General features: G+C 70.2%; 12 protein-coding genes. 7 read left to right on the top strand and 5 right to left on the bottom strand.

Annotated elements, in window-relative coordinates; translation table 11 throughout:
- Positions 1 to 141 precede the first annotated feature (141 nt).
- A complete protein-coding gene (locus AC5RVZ_RS27595) occupies positions 142 to 546 on the top strand; it encodes a histidine kinase (RefSeq protein WP_494068805.1) in 405 nt (134 codons plus the stop codon).
- Between the two features lie 2 nt (positions 547 to 548).
- On the opposite strand, the gene bcp is transcribed toward AC5RVZ_RS27595, so the two are convergent.
- The 3 genes from bcp to aroA are packed head-to-tail and all read right to left on the bottom strand — an operon-like array spanning position 549 to position 3,481.
- Positions 549 to 1,019, bottom strand: coding sequence for a thioredoxin-dependent thiol peroxidase (bcp, locus tag AC5RVZ_RS27590; RefSeq protein WP_494068804.1), 471 nt, complete (start codon positions 1,017 to 1,019; stop codon positions 549 to 551).
- A 9-nt stretch (positions 1,020 to 1,028) separates the two neighbouring features.
- Positions 1,029 to 2,111: a ribosome small subunit-dependent GTPase A gene (rsgA, locus tag AC5RVZ_RS27585; RefSeq protein ID WP_494068803.1), complete on the bottom strand. Its 1,083-nt coding sequence runs from the start codon at positions 2,109 to 2,111 to the stop codon at positions 1,029 to 1,031.
- Positions 2,108 to 3,481, bottom strand: coding sequence for a 3-phosphoshikimate 1-carboxyvinyltransferase (aroA, locus tag AC5RVZ_RS27580; RefSeq protein WP_494068802.1), 1,374 nt, complete (start codon positions 3,479 to 3,481; stop codon positions 2,108 to 2,110). The genes rsgA and aroA overlap by 4 nt, the downstream gene beginning before the upstream one ends.
- Positions 3,482 to 3,634: 153 nt before the next feature.
- Here aroA and AC5RVZ_RS27575 point away from each other — a divergent pair, with 153 nt between their 5' ends.
- The 3 genes from AC5RVZ_RS27575 to AC5RVZ_RS27565 all read left to right on the top strand — a co-directional run bounded on the left by AC5RVZ_RS27575 (position 3,635) and on the right by AC5RVZ_RS27565 (position 5,972).
- Positions 3,635 to 4,249, top strand: coding sequence for a sigma-70 family RNA polymerase sigma factor (locus AC5RVZ_RS27575; protein ID WP_494068895.1), 615 nt, complete (start codon positions 3,635 to 3,637; stop codon positions 4,247 to 4,249).
- The gene (locus tag AC5RVZ_RS27570; RefSeq protein ID WP_494068801.1) at positions 4,246 to 4,491 is read left to right on the top strand and encodes an anti-sigma factor family protein; all 246 of its coding nucleotides are present in this window, start codon (positions 4,246 to 4,248) and stop codon (positions 4,489 to 4,491) included. The genes AC5RVZ_RS27575 and AC5RVZ_RS27570 overlap by 4 nt, the downstream gene beginning before the upstream one ends.
- A 119-nt stretch (positions 4,492 to 4,610) precedes the next feature.
- Positions 4,611 to 5,972, top strand: coding sequence for an APC family permease (locus tag AC5RVZ_RS27565; protein WP_494068800.1), 1,362 nt, complete (start codon positions 4,611 to 4,613; stop codon positions 5,970 to 5,972).
- 22 nt (positions 5,973 to 5,994) lie between these two features.
- Here the strand turns inward: AC5RVZ_RS27565 and AC5RVZ_RS27560 are convergent, their stop codons facing one another.
- Complete coding sequence (locus AC5RVZ_RS27560) at positions 5,995 to 9,723, bottom strand: multifunctional oxoglutarate decarboxylase/oxoglutarate dehydrogenase thiamine pyrophosphate-binding subunit/dihydrolipoyllysine-residue succinyltransferase subunit (RefSeq protein WP_494068894.1); 3,729 nt, start codon at positions 9,721 to 9,723, stop codon at positions 5,995 to 5,997.
- A 180-nt stretch (positions 9,724 to 9,903) separates the two neighbouring features.
- On the opposite strand from AC5RVZ_RS27560, the gene guaB1 reads away from it, so the two are divergent.
- Positions 9,904 to 11,361, top strand: a complete 1,458-nt coding sequence (gene guaB1, locus AC5RVZ_RS27555; protein WP_494068799.1) for a GMP reductase — start codon at positions 9,904 to 9,906, stop codon at positions 11,359 to 11,361.
- A 31-nt stretch (positions 11,362 to 11,392) separates the two neighbouring features.
- Here the strand turns inward: guaB1 and AC5RVZ_RS27550 are convergent, their stop codons facing one another.
- Positions 11,393 to 12,451, bottom strand: coding sequence for a YihY/virulence factor BrkB family protein (locus AC5RVZ_RS27550; protein WP_494068798.1), 1,059 nt, complete (start codon positions 12,449 to 12,451; stop codon positions 11,393 to 11,395).
- A 199-nt stretch (positions 12,452 to 12,650) separates the two neighbouring features.
- Between AC5RVZ_RS27550 and AC5RVZ_RS27545 the strand changes: the two genes are divergently transcribed.
- Entirely contained in the window at positions 12,651 to 13,982 is a 1,332-nt protein-coding gene (locus AC5RVZ_RS27545; RefSeq protein ID WP_494068893.1) for a hemolysin family protein, read from the top strand.
- Entirely contained in the window at positions 13,979 to 15,037 is a 1,059-nt protein-coding gene (locus AC5RVZ_RS27540; protein ID WP_494068797.1) for a hemolysin family protein, read from the top strand. Before AC5RVZ_RS27545 ends, AC5RVZ_RS27540 begins: the two co-directional genes overlap by 4 nt.
- The last annotated feature ends 110 nt before the right edge of the window (positions 15,038 to 15,147 follow it).

Below are 15,147 nucleotides of genomic sequence, written 5' to 3'. Positions count from 1 at the left end.
CACGGCTTAACCAATCGTCCCACAGCGGTTTACCTGAATCAAGGGATGGCGGGCGGCTTTCTGTGCATCTTGCTGAGCATTCCCTCCAGGGCATGGAGAGTTCGCACAACCGAGCCGCCGTCGACCAGGAGAATCGTGAGCATGCCGACAAAGACCCTCGTGCCCGTCGCGAGTGCGCTCGTGGCGCTCGAAGCCCTCGGCCTCGGCGTGCTGGTCGTGTGGCAGGTCACAGCCGTGATCGCCGGCGACACCGGCGCGCTCGAATCCGCGATCGCGCTCATCGTGCTGACCGTCGTGGGTCTGGTGATCGTCGCCGCGTTCGCTGTGGCCATCTGGCGTGGGCAGTCCTGGGGACGCTCGGGCGCGATCGTCACACAGGTCCTGATCCTCGCCGTCTCGCTCGGTGCCGCCACCGGGGCGTATGCGGCACCCGGGGTGGCATTGGGCATCGCCGTCCCGGCGCTGATCACGCTGGTCGTGCTGGTCCTGCTGGTTCGCGCGTCCGGGCGGGGTGCGGGCGACGCCGACAGCCGATCCCGCGGCTGATCTCAGCCGACGCCGAGAAGCGCTCGCACGCGGGCGACGTGCCCGGTCGCGCGCACGTTGTAGAGGGCGTGGGCGATGTCGCCGTCCTCGTCCACGACGAAGGTCGAGCGGATGACGCCCATCACCGTCTTGCCGTAGTTCGTCTTCTCGCCCCAGACGCCGTAGGCCTCGTGGGCGGCGCGGTCCGGGTCGCTCAGCAGGTCGTATGTCAGCCCGTCGCGTTCGCGGAAGCGACGAAGAGCCTCAGGCTCGTCGCGTGAGATCCCGAGCACTGTGTAGCCGGCCGCCTGGAGCGGAACGAGGCTGTCGCGGAAGTCGCACGCCTCCGTGGTGCATCCCGGTGTCATCGCCTGCGGATAGAAGAACAGCACGACGCCTCGGCCGCGGAAGTCCTCCAGCCGGACCGGTCGCTCGTCCTGATTCTGCAGAGTGAAGAAGGGGGCCGGGTCACCGGGTTCGAGGCGCACTGTCACCGTTCCAGCCTAAGCCGACCGCCCGGGTGCCTGCTCCCGGCGCTCGCGGAAGGTCTCCAGCAGCCGCTGCAGCGAGTCCAGCCGTGCCGGACCGCCGGGCCCCAGGCGGCCCTCCTGCACGGCTTCGACGATCGCGCAGTCGGGTGCGTCAGGGAGGTGCGTGCAGCCACGGGGGCACTCTTCGGAGATGTCGGCGAGATCGGTGAAGGCGCGGAGGATGTTGGCGGGATCGACGTGTCCGAGCCCGAACGAGCGGACGCCCGGGGTGTCGATGACCCATCCGCTGCCCGCCGCGCCGCGGTAGCGCAGCGAGACGGTGGAGCTCGAGGTGTGGCGGCCACGGCCGGTGACCTCGTTGACGTGACCGGTCGCCCGTCGCGCTTCGGGGACGAGCGCGTTGACGAGCGTGGATTTGCCGACGCCGGAGTGCCCGACGAACACGGTCGAGTGCCCCACCAGCGCTGCGCCGATGCGGTCGACCGGCATCCCCTTCTCGCCGTCGCGCCCGCTGGTGAAGATCGCAAGATCGAGACCCTCGAAATGTCCGAGGAAGTCAGACGGATCCGCCAGGTCGGTCTTGGTCACCACCAGCAGGGGACGGATGCCGGCATCCAGCGCCGCTACCAGATACCGGTCGACCAGCCGCGGTCGCGGTTCCGGGTCGGCGGCGGCGACCACGATGAGCATCTGGTCGGCGTTGGCGACGATGACGCGCTCGACCTGGTCGGTGTCATCGGCGCTGCGCCGCAGGAGCGACGTGCGCTCCTCGATGCCGACGATCCGCGCGAGGGAGCCCTCGGCGCCCGATGTGTCGCCGACCACGCGGGCGCGGTCGCCGGTGACGATGGGGGTCTTGCGCAGCTCTCGCGCCCGCGTGGCCAGCACGCTGCGCTCGTCGTCATCGTCCTCATCGACCAGGACCGTGTACCGCCCGCGGTCGACGCCGAGCACGCGCGCGATCTGGGCGTCGGCGTGAGCGGGTCGTCGCTTGGTGCGCGGCCGGTTGGCCTTCGGATTGGGCCGCACGCGCACGTCGGTCTCGTCGAACCCCGGTTCGTCGGCATCGTCGTCGAGATCGTCGAGCCAGCTCACGATGCGTGCATCGCCTCCGCGGAGACGCTTCCGGAGTCACCGTCGCCGTTGAGCATCTGCTGCCACATCCGCGGGAACTGGGGCATCGTCTTGGCGGTGGTGCCGATGTCGTCGACCTCGACGCCGGGCACAGCGAGCCCCATGAGCGCCCCCGTGGTGGCCATGCGGTGGTCGTGATAGGCGTGCCACGTCCCGCCATGGAGGGGACGCGGGACGATCCGGATGCCGTCGGGCATCTCGTGCGCTTCGCCGCCGAGCCGCCGCAGCTCGGTCACGAGCGCGGCGATGCGGTCGGTCTCGTGGCCGCGGATGTGGCCGATGCCGTGCAGCGTCGACGGGGAATCGGCGAAGGCTGCGAGGGCGAAGATCGTCGGGGTCAGCTCACCGGCCGCGGACAGGTCGAGGTCGACGCCCTGGATGCCGGCACCGGCCGTCACGGTGAGAGCGCCGCCGCGGCGGACCACTCGCGCTCCCATGAGGGCGAGGATCTCGGTGAGCATGGCGCCCGGCTGGGTGGAGTGCGCGGGCCACCCGGTGACCGACACCGAGCCGCCGGCGATCATCGCCGCTGCGAGGAACGGTGCGGCGTTGGAGAGATCGGGCTCGATCGGGACGTCCTTGCCGCGGATCGGACCTGCCGGGACGATCCACTCGCCGACGCGGGGCCGCTCGACATGCACGCCCCGGTGCGCGAGCGCTTCGACGGTCATGTCGATGTGCGGCATGCTCGGCAGCCGGTCACCGTGATGGAGAAGGTGCAGGCCCACGTCGAACCGCGGCGCGGCCAGCAGCAGTCCCGACACGAACTGGCTGGAGGCACTGGCGTCGATCGTGACCTCGCCGCCGCGCGCGTGGCCGTGTCCGCGCATGATGAAGGGCAGCGCCCAGCGCCCGCCGTCGTCGATGTCGACGCCCACGTCGCGCAGGGCCGAGATCATCGCCCCCATCGGCCGGTGCAGCGCGCTCTCGTGCGCCGTGAGGGTGATGTCGCCTTGCACGAAGCCGCCGAGCGCCGCGACGAACCGCATCACGGTGCCGGCCTGACCGCAGTCGACGACGGTTCCGCCGCGCAGCGGCCACACCGGCTCGATCTCGATGTCGTCGCCGTAGCGCCCGGCGCCCGGCACGAGCTCGATGCCGACGCCGAGGACGCGCAGCGCATCGATCATGCGAGCGGAGTCGTCGGAGTGCAGCGGCGCCATGAGGCGGCTCGGGGTCTCGGCGAGCGCCGCCAGGATCAGCTCCCGGTTGGTCAGCGATTTGGAGCCGGGCACCGTCACCGTCGCCCGGAGCGGGCCATCTGCGACGGGCGCATGCCAGGCTCCGCGCCCGTCGGGCGCGGAGCGGTGGGAATACCCGTCGGCTGTCATCGGGTTCTACCCTACTGAACCCGGTCCTCGACGATCGGGAAACCTTGACGAAAGCAGAGCTTGATGTTCGCCACCCTCGAACGCATCGCCTCGGAGGCGCCTGCTGCCGTGCTCGCGGAGAGCCGGGGGCCCGCCGCCGTAGACTGGCGCGTGATGAGCGAGTCGATCGACCAGGCCACGGCCGCTGAAGCGCGGGATGCGCGCACGCAGTTCGAAGAGCAGGCGCTGCCCTTCATGGACCAGCTGTACGCCGCGGCCATGCGGATGACCCGCAACCCCGCCGATGCGGCGGACCTCGTGCAGGAGACGTTCGTCAAGGCGTTCGCGTCGTGGAAGACGTTCACGCAGGGGACCAACCTCAAGGCGTGGCTGTACCGCATCCTCACGAACACGTACATCAACACCTATCGCAAGAAGCAGCGCGAGCCCTACCAGGGCACGATCGACGACCTCGAGGACTGGCAGCTGGGCGGCGCCGAGTCGACGACCGCCACCAGCACCCGGTCCGCCGAGGCCGAGGCGATCGACCACATGCCGGCATCCGCCGTCAAGGAGGCGCTGCAGTCCATCCCGGAGGACTTCCGGCTGGCGGTGTACCTCGCCGACGTCGAGGGCTTCGCCTACCAGGAGATCGCCGACATCATGAAGACCCCGATCGGCACGGTCATGAGCCGCCTGCACCGTGGCAGGCGCATGCTTCGTGAGCTGCTGGCCGATTACGCGAGAGAGCGCGGCATCACCCCCGCCGCCACGAGGAGCACGACATGACCGATTGCGGCTGCGAGAAGGCGCGGCGCGACCTGGAAGAGTACCTGCGCAACGAGGTGTGCAAGACCGAGCACGCCGACATCGCCGAGCACCTGGAGCACTGCCCGGAATGCCGCGACGAGGCGCTCGTCGCACGCACGCTGACCGATGTGGTCGCGCGCGCGTGCAAGGAGACGGCACCGGAGGAGCTGCGCGATCAGGTGCTGGCCAAGCTCCGGGCCGTCCAGGCCGTCCACGGCTGACCCGAGCCGGCGCTGATCGCCGGATCCCGGCGGCGTGCGTCGCGGGTATGGCAGGATTCCTCGCCACGGCGTCCGATCTCCGCGAGCGGTGCGTCCGCGGTTCCGACGAGACTGAGACGGTGAGCTCGCGCCCCTCCTCTCCGCACGGAACCCTCGGCCTGGTCCAGGGGACAGCCCTGTACATCGCCTCGGTGCTGGGCACGGGTCTGCTGGTGCTCCCCGGACTGGCCGCGGAGGCCGCAGGACCGGCCAGCATCGTCGCCGTCCTCGCCGTCATCGGGCTGTCCATCCCACTGGCCGGCACCTTCGCCGTGCTGGCCGCGCGTTACCCGGATCCGGGTGGGGTGGCCAGTCATGTGCGGCGCGCCCTCGGCGGCACGGCGGCGCGGATGACGGGGTACTGGTTCCTCTTCGGCGTCTGCGCCGGTGCGCCGGTGGTGGCCGTTCTGGGTGCCGAGTACGTCGTCGCGGTCATCGGGGCGGACCGCGCCATGGTGCCGGTGGTGGCGCTGGCGATCCTCGCGCCGCCCTTCGCGGCCAACTTCTTCGGCGTGCGGGTCGCCGGCTGGGCGCAGTTCGTGCTCACGTCGCTGCTGCTGGCCGTCGTCGTGGGAGTCGTCGCCCTCGCTGCCCCGGCGGTGCAGCCGCAGAGCTTCCAGCCGTTCCTGCCCCACGGGTGGGCAGGCGTGGGCACGGCGATCAGCCTGTTCGTATGGGCCTTCGCCGGCTGGGAGGTCGGCACGCACGTCTCCGGGGAGTTCCGTGACCCCCGGCGCGCCATTCCGCTCGGCACCGCGATCGCGCTCGTGGTGACCGGGCTGTGCTACCTGGTGCTGCAGGTCGTCACGGTGGGTGCGCTCGGCGGTGCCGCAGGGGACGGCGCTGTCCCTCTCCTCGAGCTCGCGCGGCTGGGCTCGCCCGGGTTCGGCGCGGTCGCGGTGGGAGCGATCGCCGCCATCGTGGCCCTCGGCGTGATGAACGCCTACCTGGCCGCGTTCGCGAAGCTCGCAGCATCCTTAGCGGCCAATCGGGACCTGCCGCGATGGTTCGCCCCCGGCGCGGAGTCGGGCGCGGTGCCGCGGCGCGCGCTCGCGCTCGTCGGCGTGATCGTTCTGACGTACTTCGCGGTGATGCTCAGCGCGGACCTGGACCTGACGCCCTTCATCCTCGTGCACACCAGCAGCATGGTCGCGATCTACGCGGTCGGCATGGTGGCCGCCGTGCGCCTGCTGCGTCGCGGCTCACCCGGCTGGTGGATGGCGTCGTCGGCCGCGGTGCTGTGTGCGGGGATGCTCGTCCTGGCACTGGGATCGCTGCTGCCGGCTGCGGTGCTGGCCGTCGCGGCGACGACCGTGACGGTCCTCCGGCGCATCCGCCGCGACCGGACGGCTGCGCGACTTGACGCTGAGGTGAAGACAGCCGAGAGTCCCGCAGTGGAGCGCACGACGCCCCTGGATGCCGTGCATCCAGGGGCGTCGTGACGGACGCTGCCGGGCGTAGCCGTCAGAGCGTGAGCGCCTTCTGCATGATGGCGGCCTGCTCGACCGCGTGCACCTTGGGGGAGCCGGTCGCCGTGGACGCCGCGGCGGGGCGGGACACCCGTCGGATCGGCCGGCCGTTGAGCCGGTCGGCGACCTCGAGCGCGATGAAGGGCCACGCGCCCTGGTTCTCGGGCTCGTCCTGGACCCAGACCAGTTCGGCATCCGGGTACTGCTCGATGACCGCGTTGAGGTCGTCGATCGGCGCCGGGTAGAACTGCTCGAGCCGCACGAGCGCGATCGCGGGGTTGGGGTTCTTCTCCAGCTCGGCCCGCAGATCCCAGTGGATCTTGCCCGAGTGCAGCAGCACGCGCTTGACACCGCTCTTGTCGATTCCGCGATCGTCGTCGAGCACCGGGCGGAAGCGGCCCTCGAGGAACGCCTCGACGGGGCTCGTCGCCCCGCGCAGGCGCAGCATCGCCTTCGGGGTGAAGACGATCAGCGGCCGGCGCGGTCGCGCGTACGCCTGCCGGCGAAGCAGGTGGAAGTACGAGGCGGGAGTGGACGGCCGCGCGACGATCATGTTGTCCTGCGCGCACATCTGCAGGTAGCGCTCGATGCGTCCCGAGGAGTGGTCCGGGCCCTGACCTTCGTAGCCGTGGGGGAGCAGCAGCACGACGCTCGACTGCTGGCCCCACTTCTGCTCGGCCGAGGAGATGAACTCGTCCACGACGGACTGGGCGCCGTTGGCGAAGTCGCCGAACTGCGCCTCCCACAGCACCAGGGCGTCGGCGCGCTCCACGGAGTAGCCGTACTCGAACGCCATCGCGGCGTACTCGCTCAGCAGCGAGTCGTACACCCAGAAGCGGCCCTGGTCGTCGCTGAGATTCGCCAGCGGGATCCACTCCTGCCCGTTGGAGCGGTCGTGGAGCACGGCGTGGCGCTGCACGAACGTGCCGCGGCGCGAATCCTGCCCCGCCAGGCGCACGTTCGTCTTCTCCAGCAGAAGCGTCCCGAAGGCGAGCAGCTCGGCGAAGCCCCAGTCGATGGACCCGTTGCGACTCATGTCGAGGCGCTTGTCGAGCAGCTGCTGCAGCTTGTTGTGCACCGTGAAGCCGTCGGGCTTGTTCACGAACGCGTCGCCGATGAGGTGCACAGCCTCGCGGGACACCCCCGTCGTCTCCGGCTCGCCGGCGGCAGGCTCGATCGCCGAAGCATCCACCTCGACCACCGGCGACGAGCCGGTCTCGGCCGCATGGGTCTCGGCGAAGGCGATCTCGAGGCGGTTCTGGAAGTCCTGCTTGGCCTTGTCGTACTCCTCCTCGGTGATGTCGCCGCGGCCGACGAGGGCCTCGGTGTACAGGCGACGCACCGAGCGCTTGGCCTCGATGAGGTTCGTCATGAGCGGCTGCGTCATCGAGGGGTCGTCGCCCTCGTTGTGACCGCGACGGCGGTAGCAGACGAGGTCGATCACGACGTCGCGGTGGAAGCGCTCACGGTACGCGAACGCCAGCTGCGCCACGCGGGTCACAGCCTCCGGGTCGTCGCCGTTGACGTGGAAGATCGGCGCCTGGATGGTCTTGGCCACGTCCGTGGCGTACACCGACGTGCGGCCGTCCTGCGGCGTGGTGGTGAAGCCGACCTGGTTGTTGACCACCACGTGGATCGTGCCGCCGGTGCGGTAGCCGCGCAGCTGCGACATCTGCAGCGTCTCGACGACCACGCCCTGACCCGCGAACGCCGCGTCGCCGTGGACGAGGATGGGCAGCCACGAGAAGCTTCCGACGGGCTTGCGGTCCTGCTTGGCCCGGACGATCCCCTCGAGGACGCCGTCGACCGTCTCCAGGTGCGACGGGTTCGCGGCGAGATAGACCGGCAGCTCCTGCCTGCCGTCGGCCACGAACGTCCCCTCGGTCCCGAGGTGGTACTTGACGTCGCCGGAGCCGCTCTTGGAGCCGATGGCCACGGAGCCCTCGAACTCGCGGAACACCTGCCCGTAGGTCTTCCCGGCGATGTTGGTCAGGACGTTCAGCCGGCCGCGGTGCGCCATGCCGATCGCCGCGCCGTCCAGGCCCGCCTCGGCGGCGCCCTGCAGGATCTCGTCGAGGAGCGGGATGAGCGACTCGCCGCCCTCGAGGCTGAACCGCTTCTGGCCGACGTACTTCGTCTGCAGGAACGTCTCGAACGCCTCGGCCTGGTTGAGCTTCTCGAGGATCCGCAGCTGCTCGTCGTGCCCGGGCTTCTGGTACTTGACCTCGACGTTCTCCTGGAACCACGCGCGCTGCTCGGGGTCCTGGATGTGCATGTACTCGATGCCGATGGTGCGGCAGTACGAGTCACGCAGCACGCCCAGGATGTCGCGGAGCTTCATCTGGCGCTTGCCGCCGAAGCCGTTGGTGACGAACTCGCGGTCGAGGTCCCAGAAGGTCAGCCCGTGGCTCTCGATCTCGAGATCCGGGTGCGTGCGCTGCACGTACTCGAGGGGGTCGGTGTCGGCCATCAGGTGGCCGCGCACGCGGAACGAGTTGATGAGCTCCTGCACGCGTGCGGTCTTGTCGACCCGCTCGGCGAGGTCGACGTTGATGTCGGCGGCCCAGCGGATGGGGGCGTAGGGGATGCGCAGCGCGGCGAAGATGTCCTCGTAGAAGCCGCGCTGCCCGGTGAGGAGCTCGTGCACCTTCTTGAGGAACTCGCCCGAGCCGGCGCCCTGGATGACCCGGTGGTCGTAGGTGCTCGTGAGCGTGATCGTCTTGCCGATCGCGAGCTCGTTCAGCGTCTTGTCGCTCGCACCCTGGAACTCGGCGGGGTACTCCAGCGCGCCGGCGCCGACGATGCAGCCCTGGCCCTTCATCAGGCGCGGCACCGAGTGCACCGTGCCGATGCCGCCGGGATTGGTGAGCGAGATCGTGGTGCCCTGGAAGTCCGCGGCGGTGAGCTTGTTGTTGCGTGCGCGGGTGACGAGGTCCTCGTACGTCGTGAGGTACTCGCCGAAGGTCAGCTGGTCGGCGCGCTTGATGCTCGGCACGAGCAGGGCGCGGCTGCCATCGGGGCGCGGCAGGTCGATCGCGATGCCGAGGTTCACGTGGGCGGGCGCGACGACCGACGGCTTGCCGTCCACCTCGGCGTAGAAGACGTTCTGGCTCGGGAACTCCTTGAGCGCCTGGATGATCGCCCAGCCGATCAGGTGCGTGAAGCTGACCTTGCCGCCGCGCGTGCGCGACATGTGGTTGTTGATCACGATCCGGTTGTCGATCATGAGCTTGGCCGGCACCGTGCGCACACTCGTGGCCGTCGGAACGGTCAGCGACTCGTCCATGTTGGCCGCGAGCGTCTTCGGCATGCCCTTGAGGACGGTGATCTTGTCCTCTGCCGCAGCCTCCGCGGCCGACGGCTCCACCTTCGGAGCCTGCGCGGGGATGGGCTGGGGGGCGGCGGGCCGCGCGGTCGTGCGCGCCGCCACCGGCTGCGCGCCGATGACGGGGGCGGGTGCGGTCACCGGGCGCTGCTCCGCCTCCGCCGGCTGCGTCGCCGAAGGGGTGGCGGCGGGCGTCTCCGCCGGTGCGGTCGCGGGGGCGGAGGATCCCGAGGATGCCCCGCCGTCGACGGGGTGGTAGGCCTCGAGGACGGGCCACCACGCCTTGTCGACGGAGTTCCGGTCGATCTTGAACTGCTCGTACAGCTCGTCGACGAGCCATTCGTTGGCTCCGAACTCTCCTTCGTTCGAAACCCCGAGGCCCGTCACCTGGCTCGACACGCTGGATCGCCTGCTTTCATCGGTGAAGTTCTGGGACATGCGCGAAGGCCGCTGGATGCCTGAGCACGCGTCCTTAAGCCTAGCCCAGTCTGCGGCGGCGGTCCCGGCATCCGCGGTGCCTTCCGGCGCCCGCACCACGCATCATGGTGCGCACAGGAAGGGTCATTACCCTTGCCGATCATGGAGTTCTACGGCCAGCAGCCCGACGTCGATCTGACGTACTCGGATGTGTTCCTCGTACCGCGGCGCTCGGCCATCGCCAGCCGGCTGGACGTCGATCTGTCGCCCGGCGACGGCACCACCGCGACGATTCCGCTGGTGTCGGCCAACATGAACTCCGTCACCGGCGCACGACTGGCCGCGACCCTCGCCCGCCGCGGGGGCCTGGGCGTCCTGCCCCAGGACATGCCGCTGCAGGACCTGGATGCGGCCATCCGCTGGGTCAAGGACCAGCCGGTGCGCTGGGACACTCCGATCGTGCTGCCGCCGGACGCCACCGTGGCGGATGCGGCCCGGATGCTTCCCGCGACGGATGGGCATGGGATCGTCGTGGCGGAGGCATCCGAGGGGCGTGTCGACGCGGACGACATCCTCGGTGTCGTGCCGGCGACGCGGCTGGGAACGGCCCTGCCCGACGCGCGCCTGGGCGACCTGGCGCGCGGACGCGAGGCAGCCATCGACGCCGACGACATCGAGACCGCTCGTCACGCCTTCGACGTGATCGTCGCCGCGGGGGCGGACATGGTGTGCGTGCTGCAGCACGGTCACCTCGTCGGCACGCTCTCGCGCCGCAGCGCCCTGCGCTCGACGCTCTACCGGCCCGCCGTCGACGGCGCCGGCCGGCTGAGCGTCGCCGCCGCGGTCGGCATCAACGGCGACGTCGCGGCGAAGGCGCGGGCGCTGGCCGCCGCGGGCGTGGACGTGCTCGTCGTCGACACCGCGCACGGGCATCAGGAGGGGATGCTGCGGGCGCTGCGCGCGGTCGCAGACCTCGACCTCGGCATCCCGATCGCCGCCGGCAACATCGTGACGGCGGATGGCGTCAGCGACCTGGTCGCCGCGGGTGCCGGCATCCTGAAGGTCGGTGTAGGGCCGGGAGCGATGTGCACCACACGCATGATGACCGCCGTCGGGCGTCCGCAGTTCTCGGCGGTGCTGGAGACCGCCGAGGCGGCCCGCGCCGTCGGCGCCCACGTCTGGGCCGACGGCGGCATCCGCTACCCGCGCGATGTGGCCCTCGCCCTGGCGGCAGGCGCGGCGTCGGTCATGATCGGCTCCTGGTTCGCCGGCACCATCGAGGCCCCGGGCGAGCTGCAGGTCGACGATGACGGACGCGCCTACAAGGAATCGTGGGGGATGGCCTCGACCAAGGCCGTGCATGACCGCTTCGGGCGCCTCGACCCGTACGAGCTCGCGCGGAAGGAGCTGTTCGCCGAAGGCATCTCGTCGTCGCGGATCTATCTCGACCCGCTGCGGCCGGGCGTCGAGGACCTGCTCGACATGATCACGTCGGGCGTGCGGTCCTCGTTCACGTACGCCGGGGCGGCGACGGTGGGCGAATTCCACGAGCGGGCGCGCGTGGGCCTGCAGTCGGCCGCCGGCTACGAGGAGGGCAAGGCGCTCCCGGTCAGCTGGTGAGCCCGGGGCCGCTCCGCGGCCCGGTCCTCCCTCACGCGCGATCGTCGTCGTCGTGGCTCTCGCGGATCCGCCGGCCCTCCTCGACGTCCTTCCTCTCCTTCGCGATCGCCTTGTCGCTCTTGCGGGTGTCGCGGGGCGGAAGCTGGATGTCCTCTTCGGCCGCGATGCCCGCCTGCAGCTGCCGGCCGCGTTCGAGCTCGGCATCGAACTCCGCCCCGAACAGCAGCGCCATGTTGGCGATCCACAGCCACAGCAGGAAGATGATCACCCCGGCCAGCGAACCGTACGTCCGGTCGTAGTTCGAGAAGTTCGCGACGTACAGCCCGAACAGCGTCGAGGCGATGGCCAGAACGAGGATGGCGATGAGGGAGCCGAGGCTGATCCAGCGGAACTTCGGCTGCTTCGCGTTCGGGGTGGCGTAGTACAAGATCGCCACCATCAGCACCACGATGAACGCGAGAACCACCCACCTCGCGAACGCCCAGATCGTCAGCACGACCTCGCTCAGGCCCAGCGCGGAGCCGATCGCGTCGGCCACGGGGCCCGAGATCACCAGGATGACGACGGCGATGGCCACCAGCGCCACCCCGATCAGGGTGACCAGGAGCTGTGACGGCACGAGCTTCCAGAACGGCCGTCCCTCGCGGATCTCGTAGATCCGGTTCATGCCGCGGCTGAAGGCCCGCACGTACCCGGATGCGGACCACAGCGCCAGCAGGAGACCGGTGATGAGGGCCAATCCCGCGGCGGGGGAGTTCGCGATGCTCTCGAGCGGCCCTCGGAGCGACTCGGCCGCGTCGGGAGCGACCTGCTCGACGATGCCCATGATGGCGCCCACAGCCTGCTCGCTCTGACCGATGACACCCAGGATCGAGAAGACGGCCAGCAGCGCCGGGAACAGGGCCAGCACCGCGTAGTAGGTCAGCGCGGCGGCGATGTCGGTGCACTGGTCGGCGCCGAACTCCCGCAGCGTCTTGACGAGGATGTACTTCCACGACCGCTTCTCGACCTCGGCGGGGCTGTCCGGCTTGTCGGGATGGTCCGGATCGGGTGCGTTCCGGTCGGCGGTGTTCGTGTCGGCGGCGGTCATGGTCTGTCTCCACTCGTCCGGCGGTCCTGGCGCCGGCTGCCCATCGTGCGCATCGGCCTCGCGGGGCGGGCAGGGGCTTGACAAACGACGGCTTCGGGGAGGGCGGTGCCGCTACACTGGACGGCACGATGGACGACCCTCCTAGTTGTAGACGCTCGCCCCACCGACCCGCTTCCCGTTCAATCGGGGGTGACGCGTGATGGATTACGTCATGCTGGGCGTGGGGCTCCTGCTGACAATCGGCACCGGTTTGTTCGTCGCCAGTGAGTTCGCGCTGGTCAATCTCGACCGTGCCGACCTCGAGGCCCGCCGCGAGGCGGGGGAGAGCCGGCTCTCGCTGACCATCAGCGCGCTGCGGATCACCTCGACCCATCTCTCCAGCGCCCAGCTGGGCATCACGCTGACGACGCTGCTGACCGGTTACACCATGGAGCCGGCGATCTCGAACCTGCTCGCGCCGGTCTTCGACGCCTCCGGCATGCCCGAGGAGATCTCGCGCCCGCTCGCCGCGATCATCGGCGTGGCGATCGCCACGGTCTTCTCGATGATCATCGGCGAGCTCGTCCCGAAGAACTTCGCGCTGGCGATCCCCCGTCAGACGGCAAAGCTCGTCATGCCGTTCCAGGTCGCCTTCACGACGGTGTTCCGGCCCGCCATCGCGGTGCTCAACGGCAGCGCGAACGGGGTGCTGCGCGCCATCGGGATCGAGCCGAAGGAGGAGCTCTCCGGGGCGCGGACGGCGGAGGAGCTGTCGAGCCTGGTGCGCCGCTCCGCGAGCGCCGGCGTGCTCGAGGAGGACACCGCGTCACTGCTGGACCGCAGCCTCACCTTCGCGCGCCTGACGGCAGCCGACGTCATGACGCCGCGCCCCCGCATCCACGCCCTCGCCGCCGACGATCCGGTGGAGGAGATCATCCAGCTGGCCCGCCGCACCGGTCACAGCCGCTTCCCCATCTACGGCGAGTCCATGGACGACATCACCGGCATCGTCCATCTGAAGGCCGCGGTCGGCGTGCCGCGGGAGCGGCGTCAGGACGTGCCGGCCGCCGCCCTGGCCACCGAGCCGCTTCGCTTCCCGGAGACCGTGCACCTGGACGCGCTGGTCGCCGAGCTGCGCGCACGCGGCTACCAGATGGCGGTCGTCGTCGACGAGTACGGCGGCACCGCCGGCGTGGTCACCCTGGAGGATCTCGTCGAGGAGATCGTCGGCGAGGTGCTCGACGAGCACGACCGCCGCCGCGCCGGCATCGTCCGTGCGCAGGACTCGGTCATCTTCCCGGGCGACCTCCGACCCGACGAGGTCCGCGACCGCACCGGCATCCGCATCCCGGAGGGCGACGTCTACGACACCGTCGGCGGATTCATCATGAGCGTCCTCGAGCGCATCCCGGTGGTCGGCGACAGCGTCGAGCTCGACGACGGCACGATCGAGGTGCAGCGCATGGACGGTCGACGCGTCGACCGCGTGCGCTTCACGCCCGCACCGATGCCGCACGACGAGGTCGCGGCGGAGGGGGGTGAGCGCCGATGAACGACTGGGCAGGAATCGCGTGGCTGTTCGTGCTGCTGGTCGCCAACGCCTTCTTCGTCGGCGCCGAGTTCGCCGTGATCTCGGCGCGGCGCTCCCAGATCGAGCCGCGCGCCGAGAAGGGGTCCCGCTCGGCAAAGACCGCGCTGTACGCCATGGAGCATGCGACGCTCATGCTGGCGACCAGCCAGCTCGGCATCACGATCTGCTCGCTGCTGATCCTGAACGTGTCGGAGCCGGCGATCCATCACCTGCTGGCGGAGCCCCTGGGGCTGACGGGGTGGAGCGAACCCGTCGTGGACACCGTCGCCTTCGTCATCGCGCTGCTGCTGGTGTCGTACCTGCACGTGGTGTTCGGCGAGATGGTGCCGAAGAACCTCGCCTTCTCGGTGCCCGACCGGGCCGTGCTGATGCTCGCGACGCCGCTGGTGTGGGTCTCGAAGGTGTTCCACCCCGTGATCGTGTCGTTGAACTGGGTGGCCAACCACGTCGTCCGCCTGTTCCGTGTCGAGCCCAAGGACGAGGCCACGTCGACCTTCACACTGGAGGAGGTCGCCACGATCGTGAACCAGTCGCGCATCGAGGGGGTCCTCGACGACACGGCCGGGACGGTGGCCGCCGCCGTGGAGTTCACGGACAAGAAGGCCGCCGACGTCGCGGTGCCGCTGTCGGAGCTGGTGACCCTTCCCGAGACGACCACGCCGCACGAGATCGAGCGCGCGGTGGCCAAGCACGGCTTCTCGCGCTACGTCATCGTGGACGAGGAGAACGTGCCGGTGGGGTACGTGCACCTCAAGGACATCCTGCGGGCCGCCGAGGGGCCGGATGCCGACTCCGATGCGGCCAGGCCGATCCCGGGCAAGCGCATCCATCACATGGTGCCGGTGCTGGAGTCGACGGACCTCGAGGACGCGCTGGCCGTGATGCGGCGGGCCGGCCGGCACCTCGCGCAGGTGCGCGACGACAGCGGCCGCACCACGGCGGTGCTCTTCCTCGAGGACATCATCGAGGAGCTCATCGGCGAGGTGCAGGACGCCACCCGTCGCCGCGGGTACTGACCGGGCTCACGAAGAGCGGCACGCACCCGGTCCGCCACCCGCGACTGGGATTCGGATCGGATCGGCGGATTCGGATGCCTCGTGGCGAGGCATCCGAATCCGCAGCCGGG

This window comes from Arthrobacter sp. Cza30 (genome assembly GCF_059090765.1).
This window is presented reverse-complemented; position numbering and strand designations above follow the sequence as displayed.

Bases quoted from the DNA above. Each gene is read 5' to 3' on its own strand.
- AC5RVZ_RS27545 (WP_494068893.1), top strand. From the start codon at position 12,651: ATGGATTACGTCATGCTGGGCGTGGGGCTCCTGCTGACAATCGGCACC.
- aroA (WP_494068802.1), bottom strand. From the start codon at position 3,481: ATGACAGCCGACGGGTATTCCCACCGCTCCGCGCCCGACGGGCGCGGA.
- AC5RVZ_RS27575 (WP_494068895.1), top strand. From the start codon at position 3,635: ATGAGCGAGTCGATCGACCAGGCCACGGCCGCTGAAGCGCGGGATGCG.
- AC5RVZ_RS27540 (WP_494068797.1), top strand. From the start codon at position 13,979: ATGAACGACTGGGCAGGAATCGCGTGGCTGTTCGTGCTGCTGGTCGCC.
- guaB1 (WP_494068799.1), top strand. From the start codon at position 9,904: ATGGAGTTCTACGGCCAGCAGCCCGACGTCGATCTGACGTACTCGGAT.
- AC5RVZ_RS27550 (WP_494068798.1), bottom strand. From the start codon at position 12,451: ATGACCGCCGCCGACACGAACACCGCCGACCGGAACGCACCCGATCCG.
- AC5RVZ_RS27570 (WP_494068801.1), top strand. From the start codon at position 4,246: ATGACCGATTGCGGCTGCGAGAAGGCGCGGCGCGACCTGGAAGAGTAC.
- AC5RVZ_RS27595 (WP_494068805.1), top strand. From the start codon at position 142: ATGCCGACAAAGACCCTCGTGCCCGTCGCGAGTGCGCTCGTGGCGCTC.